Source organism: Streptomyces sp. NPDC051217, assembly GCF_044455465.1.
GTDB lineage: Bacteria > Actinomycetota > Actinomycetes > Streptomycetales > Streptomycetaceae > Streptomyces.
In genome coordinates this window covers 79817-92154 of the sequence record NZ_JBITEV010000014.1, presented here as the reverse complement: position 1 = coordinate 92154, position 12338 = coordinate 79817, and the positions used below count along the sequence as shown (strand labels likewise).

General features: G+C 67.6%; 6 protein-coding genes. 1 reads left to right on the top strand and 5 read right to left on the bottom strand.

Annotation, left to right across the window (positions count from 1 at the left end):
• Positions 1–64 precede the first annotated feature (64 nt).
• The gene (locus ACIBBB_RS27655; protein ID WP_398986587.1) at positions 65–3727 is read right to left on the bottom strand and encodes a LamG domain-containing protein; all 3663 of its coding nucleotides are present in this window, start codon (positions 3725–3727) and stop codon (positions 65–67) included.
• A 928-nt stretch (positions 3728–4655) separates the two neighbouring features.
• Positions 4656–6806, bottom strand: coding sequence for a recombinase family protein (locus tag ACIBBB_RS27650; protein ID WP_398986585.1), 2151 nt, complete (start codon positions 6804–6806; stop codon positions 4656–4658).
• A 244-nt stretch (positions 6807–7050) separates the two neighbouring features.
• Here ACIBBB_RS27650 and ACIBBB_RS27645 point away from each other — a divergent pair, with 244 nt between their 5' ends.
• The gene (locus ACIBBB_RS27645; RefSeq protein ID WP_398986878.1) at positions 7051–8532 is read left to right on the top strand and encodes an MFS transporter; all 1482 of its coding nucleotides are present in this window, start codon (positions 7051–7053) and stop codon (positions 8530–8532) included.
• A 91-nt stretch (positions 8533–8623) separates the two neighbouring features.
• Here ACIBBB_RS27645 and ACIBBB_RS27640 read toward each other — a convergent pair whose 3' ends face one another.
• The 3 genes from ACIBBB_RS27640 to ACIBBB_RS27630 all read right to left on the bottom strand — a co-directional run bounded on the left by ACIBBB_RS27640 (position 8624) and on the right by ACIBBB_RS27630 (position 12312).
• The gene (locus ACIBBB_RS27640; RefSeq protein ID WP_398986583.1) at positions 8624–10447 is read right to left on the bottom strand and encodes a DUF4153 domain-containing protein; all 1824 of its coding nucleotides are present in this window, start codon (positions 10445–10447) and stop codon (positions 8624–8626) included.
• Positions 10448–10722: 275 nt separating this feature from the next.
• On the bottom strand, positions 10723–11640 hold the full coding sequence (locus tag ACIBBB_RS27635) for an ADP-ribosylglycohydrolase family protein (protein WP_398986581.1): 918 nt from the start codon (positions 11638–11640) through the stop codon (positions 10723–10725).
• 12 nt (positions 11641–11652) lie between these two features.
• Positions 11653–12312 (bottom strand): histidine phosphatase family protein, encoded by a 660-nt coding sequence (locus ACIBBB_RS27630; protein WP_398986579.1) that lies wholly within the window; start codon positions 12310–12312, stop codon positions 11653–11655.
• Between the last annotated feature and the right edge of the window lie 26 nt (positions 12313–12338).

Below are 12338 nucleotides of genomic sequence, written 5' to 3'. Positions count from 1 at the left end.
AAGACTTCGGTGGACCGTTGAACGACCGGGCCGAGCGGCAGTAAGTGCCGACCCGGTCCGAGGGTTATTCGGCGCCCGGGTCGCCCATGACTTTGGAGATGACTTGCTCTTCCGTCATCGCCCCGGTCCAGACCCGGACTTCGTCCAGAACACCCGGCAGATAGTTCCCGGTCTTCCCGCCGGACGAGCCGCGCCCCCAGGAGAGTGCGCCGGCCCCCTGTACCGGAGTGACGAAGGAGGCGTCATCGGCCGACAACTGCTCGGACTGGTTCACGTAGAGACGGGTGGTGCCGAATCCGGTGTCCACGGCCTCGTTGGCGTCGTAGACGCCGGTTACCTGTACCCAGGTGTCGAGTTCCGCCTCGAATTCGGACGGCACCTGTGCCTGCTCGGTCACGGCACCGTTCGCGTCGGTGCCGGTGCGTCCGAACTTCCAGAAGTAGGACGCGATGCCGTCACCGTCCGGGTCGGTCTTCTCGACCCACAGCGCCCACGACGATTCGCTGCCCTTGGAGGTGGTCTGGCTGAAGACGTGGCCTCGGTAGCCGATGGGTTTGGTCTCCATCAGGGCCTTGTCGACCTGCACGTCCGCCGTGACGGTGAAGGAGCCGGTCTCATCGACCGCAGGGCCGGTGGTGGTCAGGTAGCCGACCACGCCGTCGAGATCGAGCTCGTTCTCCTCGGGGCGTGGCACCGCGCCGGTCGCCGAGATGGTCATGGCCGGGGACGTGTAGTCCGTCCACTCCTCCACCCGTCCGTCGGCTGCGGATGCCGTGTCCCAGTAACCGACCAGTTCGGTGGCCGGCACCCCCTCCGTGGAGAGCGCGGCGCTGTCCTGACGGACCATGTCCGGGGTGAGCGCGCTCTGCCAGAGGGTGAGTTCATCCAGCCGGCCGGTGAAGTACTCCCCGGCCGGGGAGCGTCCGATCAGCATGTCCTTGGTGGAAGTGACCGGTGTGTACGCAGGATTGGCTGCGGAGAGTTCCACCGGGGAGCCCTGCGGGCGCCCGTTGACGAACAGCTGGATGGTGTCGTTCGTCTTGTCCGTGTCGTCGTGCGTGTCGAACACACCGGTCAGATGTGTCCAGACCTCCCCGGGCGGGTTGGCGGCCACGGCCGACGACTGCACCATGACCGGGCTGGCCACATCGGCCGCCACGCGTGCGAACACCCACTTCTTCGTGGTGCCCGAGTAGTACAACTGGAAGGCGGACCCGAAGGCGCCCGGAGCCGAGGCCACCGTGCCGCTCTTCTGCGTGTCCGTCAGCAGCGCCCACGCGGACAGCGTGAACGAGTCCTTCGTGTTCACCGCCGGGCCCGCTGTCGAGGCGTAGGCGGTCTCCTGAGCCTCACCGGAGTCGTCGTTGAGGCCCAGAGAGTAGTCACCTGTCCCCCGCCGGCCCTTGACCGACCAGAACGCACCCTTTCCCGCCGTATTCGGGGGGCGGAGCGTCGCGTGGTGACGGACTCCGGCCGTGGCGCTGTCCTTCGCCGTGACGACCGTCGAACCCGGTTGGGCATCGTCGAAGTGCCAGAGACCGACCGGCCCCTCGGGAGCGGCGACCTTGAACGCGAACTCCGCCCACGGACCGAACCGCACCCGCCCATCTGCGTCCAGGTCACCGGCCCGCACGCTGAGAACCTGTTCGCCGGCCAGCGTGGGCGTGACGTCCTTGACCACCGCCGTAGCCCCGGTGACCTGGCGTGTCTCGTCCGCGGGCATGGTCAGCAGACGCCACTGGTAGTTCTTGATGTCCGTGTCGGACGGGTCCGGCTTGAACGTGAACATGCCCGGTCTTCCCGGCGTCCCTTCTCCCACGCACTCGACACATCCCATATACGGTCCCTGGGCCGTGATCTGCGGTGCGCTCGGAGCTTTCGAGTCGATCCGGAAATAGCAGTAGCGCGCGTAGGGCGAGGAAGCACTCGACGTGACACCGCCGATGGTCCAGAAGGACTCGGTGCGTGCTTTCATCCGGTACAGCAAGCCGTCCGCTCGGGCAGGCATCCGCACTTTCTCCAGGGTGCCGTCCGGACGGGACCCCGTCGCCGGGGACACGGTGCTCCACGTGCCCACCCATGTGCTGTCGGTCTGCTGTCGCTCGACAACGAACGTGGTCCGCAGGGAACCGGTGGATTCGGAACCCTTGGGCTGCACCAGCGTCTGGGGCCTGGCCTGGACCATCGGGTCCAGGCGGGTGGCGATCGTGGGACTCGCGGAGGAGGTCGCGCAGTACTGCAGAGTCCCGTTACCAGGAATCAGTCCCGTGCTCGTCGGCACACCAGGCTTGGGCGCGTAAATGACCTGGAGTTCGGCGTTGTCGTCGAACCGCTTCCACGCGGACGCGTCACCCTCGTCCTTCGCGCGCAGCATCAGCGTCAGCCGGGCGAACTTTCCGTCGGCAAACGCACGCACCGTCGAGGTCAGGTTCTCGTCCGACTCCGAGGTGTTGTCGTTGAACTCGATCCAGGCATCAGGCTGGTCGGGATCGCACGCCGTACCACGCCCGGCGGACACATTCCGGTCACCCATCTGATCCAGTTGCTTGGGTCCCGGCCAACGCGTCGCCGACGACATATTGTTGGTGCGCTCCAGGTCGACCCAGTGGGGGTTGCAGTCGAACGACCACGTCTCGCGTGCCCGGAACGTGGCGTCCAGCACCCTCTTGCCCGCCAGGTTCGCCGGCGAGAACTCGAACAGCATCCGGTTCGTGTAGGACGCGCCGAGCGTGCAGTAATAGGGTGCCGCGGTCGCACAGCGACCGACCCCGTACTCGCCGTCGAACTGCCAGAACCGGTCCCCGTCGGAAGAGATCACCGACCTCTCGGAATCCCCCAAGCCGATCGGCGGATCAATGTAGACGGGATAGACGGTGTCGTCACCACGCAGCAGTTCCAGATCCGGCTCGACCGCGACGGCGCCCTCGTCCACACGCACGGGCAGGATGGCACTGGCGTCGCCCTTGCCCGGATGGACGGTGTCGTTCTCAGCCGCGACCGGTCCCAGCGCTTCCCGAGCTGCGGAGAGGCGCTGCGCCGGCAGATCCTCGGTGTCTTCCCCGGCGGAGTCCCACATCTGGCCGGCGGGACCGCTGAAGACAACGTTGCCGTCCTCATCTTGGGCCTGAAGACCACCACCCGCACCTGGACGGACGGTCAATCCCTCCCCGGAGGTGGCGAGTTCGATCTGCTCCAGCTCGGCACTCGCCGCAGCCTCGGCCGATTTAACAACGAGCACCTCACGGAAGCCCTCGGCAGTAGCCGTCAACTGAAGATCGACGCCCGGGAACACCTCCGCATACGTAGCCGTCGCACCCTGAAGTGCCGGCGCGGGGAGCGAGTCCGCCCATCTCAGCGAAAGCGATCCCCGCTCGCCCCCGAGGCGGATCAGGTCCTTACCGCTTCCGCCTCCGGAGAATGCCAGATCAACGACCGCGCCCTTGGGGCCGACAGAGCCGTCCGACCGACGCTCAAGCGTCGCGTCGACACTCCCCCATGAACCGTCAGCCTTCTTGACCCGTTGCGGAGTCGTCGACCGGGTCAGCGTGAACGTCCCGTCAGGGTTGGCCGCCGTCGAGGAATACTCCGTCCGCTCCGAGACAACCTCGACCGCCTCCCCCGAACGAGCGGCCCTCGCCGACGCCGACAGCTCGCCGCTCGTCGAACTCTCCCCGGCCGCAGCAACCTGAGGCAGCAGACCGGCGATCAACGCGACGAGGGTCGTCACACCCACTCTTCGGCGCACACGCCGACCCACCCCACCGGTCACAACCCCGCCTCACCCGTTCACAGATCGCACACAAGTCGCCTCACTATGTAGCGATGATCAGAACCCGTCAACAGTGATCGAAATCACGCATCCATGGAAGTTGCAACCACGAACGGGAGGTGACGCAATGTAATGCAGCGCGAACACACAGCATCAGCGATGGCCATGGGTGGGCGAATTCCCCTTCAGATCAAGGGGAATTACACACGGTCCGAGGCTCCGTGCCACTCCAAGGGAAGACGAAGTTCCACTCCGGGACGTCGCGACCGCAACGACACCATCACCGAGGTCGAAGCGCCCATGGTCCGCTACTGCTACGCCCCTGGGATCACCGCTACCGACAGTTCCTGGCCTTCGTCAAGGCGGTCCGCGCACCAGGCGATGTCGCGACCGTCCGGAACGTACTTGACGCGGGCGAATCCGAGGAGCTGGTTCACGACGGCGCGCCGGTTCGGCTTGCTGCCGTTCCAGGTGAGTACGGCGTTCCTGGGCGGTGGACGAGGGCGACCTTCGTGTTCGACCGTGCGGCAGGTGGCCCGCCGAGTTGGGGACGCACGACAACGATGCCTGCTACCTGTGCAACCAGCCGGTCACCGACGACCAGCGCCAACGCCGAGGGGGCTTGCCTCAGGACTCCTTGGGAGGCGCCGACATCTCACCGCCAACAACACCATGTCGCGCCACGGTTGCACCGGACTCCAGCAGGTCGAGCAGTGTGTACCAGCCACACCACCAACACACGCCGGCAAGATCATTTACGGGACAGGCTTTACACGTCCCAACAAAGGCGTAGGACTTCAGATCGCTACGCCGCACACAGGACCCATTTGAAGCGCATCAAAAATTGATGGTCGCCAGAAACAGGGACGTCCTCGATCCGACCAGGTCAGGCGCCTAGCATGCACCGGAACCTAATGACATGCGGTGCGAGAATTCTAGTCGAAAGCCCGTACGCCGTCAGGTTTGCGAGCAGTTCCTGAAGGACGAAAGCCCCCACGACCTCCATCTTCGGCAGTTCGGTCTCTCGAGCCGGCGGCAGTTCCACGCTCTCCTCCGCTGCCAGGAACTCCATCACCTTGTCGAAGGTCCCCGACTCCCGCCAGCGGCGGAAGCGCGAGCTGAGCCCCTTGCCGGTGCCCTGGCTCAAAGGCACCTCCCTCCAGGTGATCCCGGCGCGGGCCTTGTGGAGGATGCCCTCCAACGCTTCCCGATGGTCGAAACGCCGTCCAGTCCGCCACGGGCGGTCGCCAGCCGACACAACAGGTTCAATGCGCTGCCACGCCTCTTCACTAACCCGGGCGGGGACTTTGAGACTCCTCTCTTCGAACCAGTTCCGAACGGGACACCCGGCCCCCTTCGGCACCTGCGGAGGCGCCTTGGTGACCCGCACTGTCAAGTTCAGCAGGTTCACCACCTCGACCTGCTCGGCAAGAGAGAGTTGATACAGCCGTTGACGGACCGCATCCGACAGCGCCTCCAAGTCTCTGACGCGCCCCAGTGCCGCATCTACATCCTGCTGCCAGTGGACGACCTCGGCACGGAGTCTTTCCAGCCCGGCCTTCTCCCGCATCAAAGGCACTGCGACTGCCTCTACTTCCCTCTCAATCTCACGGTCGTCCTTGCCCTCAAGAGCAGCCAGCTTCGCCGCCACGGCCATCGTCGCCCTGACGGCCCTGCCTTGGGCCTCAATCTGCTCGTCCAAGGCCCCAATACGGTAAGCGAAACTCGCCCTCTGGTCGACCGTCGTCTCCAAGTGCCCAGTAGCGGAATTCTTAAGCTTCTTGGGATGGGACAGCACTTCTACCAGCGCACTCCACAGTTCCGTCTCAACACGATCGGACGGGATGCCTCTGCACTGGCAGACCGGTGCGCCGGGGGCGCGCCCGTCCTTGCCCGAGCAGTTGTACCAACGCTCCCCGCTCCGGCTCTGCTTCTGTCCGACATAGTGGCCACCACACAAACCGAAGAAGTTCCCGGAAAGCGGGTAAACCTGCGGGGCCGCCACCTTCGACCGCCCGGCTTTACCGGGCCTCACTACCTCCTTCAGCTCCTGAATCTCCGCCGGCTCGAAAGCCGGCGGAATGGCAATGACAACCGTCTCCCCGTACAGGGGCTTGCCGTCACGACCCGTCTTGGCACCCCTGCGCGATACAGCGCGCTCAGCGGCAGTACCACGGAAAACGACTTCCGCATTCAGGACAGCAGGGGACATGATGCGCGACCGTGCGTTCTGGCGGGACCAGGCGACACCCGAACGGGTATAGAGATCCAAGGCGTTGAGCCCGAGGGCAACCTCAAGCCAATCACCGCGGTGCTTCACCGCGAGACGCCTGCCTTCCGCAAGAGCGTGCCACTCCCCGCCCTCTCCATCATCCAGGACAAGGCACGATTTCCCCCTCATGCCCTGATGTTCAATCCGCCAGCCAAAAGGAACGTTGCCACCCGTATACCCGCCGTCTTCAGCCTTCTCCTGGATGCCGCCCTGTGTGCGGTCGCGGATCGTGACGAGTTCGTCTTCGGCCCTGTCCTGCGCCTTGCGCATCTTGGAGCGGCCCTCATCGGTGGTGTTGTCGTAGTCGCCCTTGACCACCGCAGTGAAGATGCGATGGTCATCTTCGAGCTTCCACACCCATGGCCAGAACGCCTTGTCCCGCCGACCGATCACCCGTTCCTCATACACGCAAACAAGATCGAAGGTACTCGGCTCCTGCTCCGCTATTTCCATCAGGCGCTTCAGGTCCGGGCGCCGAGTGTGGTCCAAGCTGCCGCTGAAGCCCTCGTCAGCGAAGACGTCAACCAGCGCCCAGCCCTTCTCCGCAATGTGCTTCACCACACGCTTGCCCGAGTACGTGATCCCGTACCCCTTCTTCTGCTCCTCCGTCGAGACACGCAGATAGGCCGCCGCCCGCAACTGCCCCGGACTGCCCCTCTGCAAGACGGCATCAATCGAAAGCAGGAGCCTCTGCTTCTCAACCACGAGGCCCTGGCGCACATCAGTGCCTTCACAAAGCACGTCGAGGGCCTTCTTCGCCAGCATGCACCATCCCTTCCCCCCGCAGATACGGAAAAATCCACATGCCAATTCCCTGCCACCCCGCGCCCCAACAATGAGACTGCCGCAGGCCGACCCCCCGCCCGGAACATCGACGTCGTCTCTCACGTGCGCATAACGCCGTATCTCATGAGGGGCCACTCCGCTCCGATCAGCCCGCGATTACCTCCGCTGAGAGAGCGCCCACCGAAGCGGGCGCTCTCCCGTCTCCGCTGGTCAGGACTTCGTCATAAGCCGGAACCTGATGACGTGCGGCGGAACGCTTCCGGACGCGACGATTGTGAATATCGCGCTCCCGCACATCCAGGATGCCCTCAGTTTCTCCACCACGGACCTCTCCTGGGTCCTGAGCGCGTACACGCTCACCTTCGGTGGTCTGCTGCTTCTCGGTGGCCGCGCGGGCGACATCCTCGGCCGCCGCCGCGTCTTCATGACCGGCATCCTGGTCTTCACCTTCGCCTCGCTCCTCGGCGGTTTCGCCCAGGAGCCGTGGCAGCTCCTCGCCGCCCGCGCGCTCCAGGGGGTCGGCGGCGCCATCGCCTCACCCACCTCGCTCGCTCTGATCACCACCACGTTCCCCGAAGGACCCGCACGGAACAGGGCCTTCGGTGTCTTCGCCGCGGTCTCGGCGGGCGGTGGGGCGCTCGGCCTGCTGGCCGGCGGGATGCTCACCGAGTGGCTCGACTGGCGCTGGGTGTTCTTCGTCAACGTGCCGATCGGCGTGCTGATCGCCGTTCTGGCGCCTATGTACATCAGCGAGTCCAAGCGTCATCCGGGCCGTTTCGATCTCTCCGGCGCCGCGACGTCCACCCTGGGCATGGCCTCGCTCGTCTACGGATTCATCCGGGCCTCGGAAGAGGGCTGGCGCGACTCGCTCACCATCGGATCGTTCGCGGCGGCCGTCATCCTGCTCGCCGCCTTCGCCCTCGTCGAGTCGCGGGCGAAGGAACCGATCACTCCGCTGAGGATGTTCGCCGACCGGAACAGATCGGGCACCTACATCATCATGCTGAGCCTGGCCGCGGCCATGTTCGGGATGTTCTTCTTCATCGTGCTGTTCGTTCAGAACGTGCTCGACTACAGCCCGATCGAGTCCGGCCTCGCGTTCCTGCCGGTGACCCTCGCGATCGGCCTGGGAGCGGGACTCTCGCAGCGGCTGCTGCCGGTGCTCGGCCCGAAGCCGTTCATGGTCGTCGGCTCGACGATCACGGGTGTCGGACTTTTCTGGCAGACGCTGATCACTCCGGAGAGCTCGTACGCGAGCGGTGTGCTCGGTCCGATGGTGCTCTTCGGCTTCGGCATGGGCCTCAACTTCGTGACCCTCACGCTGACCGCCGTTTCCGGGGTCGCGCAGCACGAGGCCGGCGCCGCGTCGGGCCTGCTCAACGCGAGCCAGCAGGTGGGCGGTTCGCTGGGGCTGTCCATCCTGGTCACGGTCTTCGGTACGGCGAGCCGCAACGAGGCCGAGAAGCAACTGCCGTCCTTCATGGCGGAGGCGTCACCGGTCGAGAAGGCGCAGTTCGCCCAGACCCACGAGATGCCGGGGCGCTGGGGTCACGAGGTGCTGACACAGGGCATCTCGACCGCCTTCATGGCCGCCGTGGGCATGGTGCTCCTGGCGCTGCTGACGGCGACGCTGGTGGTGCGCGTACGCAAGAGCGACCTGGAGGCGCTCAGCGGCAAGGCGGGTGTCGCGGGGCCGGTCGCGTAGACCCGTACGGGACGTCCCGTGGGGAGGACGTCCCGTACGTAGGAGGTGACGGCGCCCGGCCGGCCCGCGCGGCCCGCCGGGCGAAGCGCCCTCAGTAACCGTCGCCGGTGTGCCCGTCCACGTACGAGTCGCGCCCGCCGACCGAATCGTTCGTCGCGCTCAGCGCCGAGCACTCCTCCCAACGAGGCTTGATCGGCCGGTCGTCAAGGATGTCCCTCGCCTTCGACTCGCCCCAGCTCGTCGCGTACCACGGCTCGTCCGAGTCACCCAGTCCTCGCGCGATGCCCTCCAGCGCGCAGGAGCGCAGCGGCTCGGGGAGCGTGTCGAGTGCCGGTACGGCGTCGGCCGAGAGCTGCTGGAAGTATGCGATGTCGATCTTGTCGGCGGTCCGGTAGCGGTCGACGTTCCGCTCGGCGACAAGTGCGTCCGGCGACATCAGTCCGAAGATCAGAACGCCCGCCGCACCGCTGACGGCCACTGCGCGCGGCAGCCAGCGCCCGCCGAACACGCCGGCGGCCATGATCAGGACGATCACTACCCCGAGCCACAGCTCCATCGCGGCCACCGACACACGCAGGCGCGTCAGCCCGTAGGCGTCCACGTACAGGTCCATGCGGCGCAGCGCGGACGCGACGACGACCAGCGTGAGAACGCACAGAACCCCGAGGACGGCGCTCACGAGCGTGCGGTCCCTGGCTCCGTCGCGCGGTGCCCAGCGCCGCGCGAGACCTATCACGAGCAGGGTGAGCAGGGTGGCGCCGAGCAGTTGCCAGAAGCCCTGCGTGGCGTACTCGGAGTACGTCAGACCGGTCTCGCTCAGGACCTTGTCGTAGCCGCCGAAGAGCACGGTGAGCTGTACGCCGATGAAGACGGCGAAGAGCAGGTTGAGGACGATCAGCGGCAACGCCCACTCGACCCGGTTCCGCGCGGTCCCCGGCGGTACGGTGATCCGGTCCCAGTGCAGCGGCGCCGCCGCCGTGTGCGCGGCTGCCAGCGCCCCCACGACGCCGAGGACGAAGAGCAGCGTGCGCCACGGTCCGTCGGAGACGGAGACATCGGGCGTCAGCCCGCCGAGCAGATCGGCGAAGGCGGCGTCGGCGCTCGCGAAGAGCGCGCCGAAGACGATGAGCAGTACGACCGCGGCCGCGGCCGTACGGACGACGGGTGCCCACCGGCCCCGCGAGCCCTCGGCGCGCTCGCGCACGCCCTTGACGCCCCAGAACAGGCCGGTGCCGAGCGAGCCGAACAGACCGAAGGGGCCGAGGACGACGCCCGGCCAGGTGCGACAGCCGTGCAGGGCGAGCGAACCGAGCGCGAGCGCGGACGTCACGGCGAGGAAGGTCGGCCAGCCGGCGTCGCGCAGGGCGGGGACGGAGAGCAGCGCGACGCCGCCGACGGCCCAGACCAGGGTCCAGGGGCGCAGCCGCCGTCCGGCCTCCCGGGCGGCGAAGTACGCGGCGAGCGCGGCGGGCACGCTCACGATCAGCAGGTTGAGCCCGAGACCTTCACCGAGCAGCAGCGCGCTGAGCAGGCCGGTGACGGCGACGCACCAGAGGGTGGCGACGCCGATGCGGGCCGGTTCGTCGGAGCGGATCTCGCCGATCCAGGCGGGAGGATCGTTTCTGGTGGGCTGCCACTGCTGCCAGTTGGTGGGGTGCGGCGCCTGCGGCCGGCGTCCGGTGTGCGTCGGGGCGGGCCGGTGGGGCGCGGGGCGGGCCTGCGCCGGGGCTCCGGCCCGCGCCGGGGCACCCGTCTGCGCCGGTACGGCACGAGCGCGCGGCACGGCGTCCTGGATGTCCTGCTCCGCGGCAGCCTCCCGCGGCTGCGGCGCTTCTCGCCGCTCCCCCGGCTCCCCCGGCTCCCGACCGGCCGCCGGTTCCGGTGCCTCGTTCGAATTCGATGGCGTGTCTGACACTGGCCCCCCTCCCCGCCCGGTGCCATGCGCACGCCGACAGGTCGGTGCGTGGATCCCGGGCTCACGTAGGCGCACGCCCGTGGATGATCAACGAGGCGGCGATGGGCCGAGGCTAGCGCCACGCGGCGGTAGCGCCCGTTCCGGAGCGAGTCTGTGGCGGGACCGTGACAGTCGCGCAGAGTGCGCCTTCTTGAGAAGACGTGGCCGAGTGCGCCTTCTTGAGAAGACGTGCGGAACGGCCTCTTGAGGGAGACCCTCCCAGGGAGGCGACGTCGTCAGTGAGGCCCTGCCGGCAGCCAGTCGGGCAGCGCTTCCGTCTGCTCGACCCACAGGTCCGGTGGGGCGCCGGCGTCCAGCGCCGCCACCACTCCCCCGACGATGGCGCAGTTCGTGTCGACGTCGCCGCCCACCTGGGCGGTGTTCCAGAAGGCCTGCTCGAAGTCGCCGAGCGAACGTGCCGCCGACCAGAGCGCGAACGGGACGGTGTCGTGCGCCGTCGTACGCCGTCCGCTGCCGAGCACCGCGGCGACCGTACCGGCGTCGTCGTAGTCGAGCATGTCCCGCGCCCGTCGCAGCCCGGCTCCCACGGCGCTGCGGGGCACGAGCGCGATGACGCCGTCGAGCAGGTCCGCCGGCGCGGGTGGTCCGGCCGGCCCGGCGGCGATGGCGGTCGCCGCGGCCACCGCCATCGCACCGGCCACGGCCTCGCGGTGCTGATGCGTCGTGTACGCGGAGATCTCGGCCTGGTGCGTGGCCTGCTCGGGGTCGTCGGCGTACCAGGCACCGAGCGGCGCGATCCGCATGGCGGCGCCGTTGCCCCAGGAGCCCTGGCCGTTGAAGAGTCCGGCGGCCAGTTCCCGCCAGTCGCCGCCTTCCCTGACCAGCCGGAGCATGCGGTTCACCGCGGGGCCGTAACCGCGGTCGAAGTCGTGGTGTGTGGCGAAGGAGTGCGCGAGCGCGTCCTGGTCGACGCGTCCGTGGACGGCGAGGACGGCGAGGACCGATGTGGCCATCTCGGCGTCGTCCGTCCACTGCCACGGGCCGGGCGGCAGTTCGCGCCGCTTGAGCAGCGGATAGTTCACGGGGACGAAGAACTGTGAGCCGAGCGCGTCTCCTACAGAGAGGCCGCGCAGGCTTGCCATGGCGCGCCGGAAGCGCGGGTCGAGGGGAGGGAGTGTGGTGTCAGCGGTCATCGCCCCCTCACTCTAACCGGTGACGCCGTACGGCTTCGGGGTCCGCCAGCGCTCGAAAGGGCGGTCCAGCGTGTACCGCCCGTCCTCACCGAGCAGCAGAGTCCGGGACTCCCCGTTGCCGGGATTGGACAGCGACTCGAACTCGGCGACGGACCAGTGGAACCAGCGCATGCAGAAGAGCCGCATGGTCAGGCCGTGGGTGATCAGCAGCACGTTGGGGGGATGGTCGGCGGCCTCGAAGCTGCGGTGCAGGCTCTCCAGGAAGGCGTCGACCCGGTCGTACACGTCGGCGCCGGACTCGCCCTGGGCGAATCGGTAGAAGAAGTGCCCGTACGCGTCGCGGTAGGCCTTCTGGAGCCGTACGTCCTCGGGGTCCTGCCAGTTGCCCCAGTCCTGTTCGCGCAGCCGGGGCTCCTCGCGTACCCGCACCAACTCCGGGTCAAGGCCGAAGGCGCGGAAGGTCTCGTGGGTGCGGCGGTAGGGCGACACGTACACGCTCACCCGCTCACGGCCGAACTCCTCGCGCAGCCGTGCGCCCGCCTCTTCGGCCTGGCGCCGTCCGGTGTCGGTGAGCCTCAGGGAATGGTCGGGCTCGCGTTCGTACACCGTGTCGTCACAGTTGCCCTCCGACTCGCCGTGCCGGACTAGGACGATGCGTCGCGGTCTCACCATGGCTCGACCCTAGATCGCGCGGTTTC

Coding starts and splice junctions, on each gene's coding strand:
- ACIBBB_RS27650 (WP_398986585.1), bottom strand. CDS start 6,806: ATGCTGGCGAAGAAGGCCCTCGACGTGCTTTGTGAAGGCACTGATGTG.
- ACIBBB_RS27635 (WP_398986581.1), bottom strand. CDS start 11,640: ATGACCGCTGACACCACACTCCCTCCCCTCGACCCGCGCTTCCGGCGC.
- ACIBBB_RS27630 (WP_398986579.1), bottom strand. CDS start 12,312: ATGGTGAGACCGCGACGCATCGTCCTAGTCCGGCACGGCGAGTCGGAG.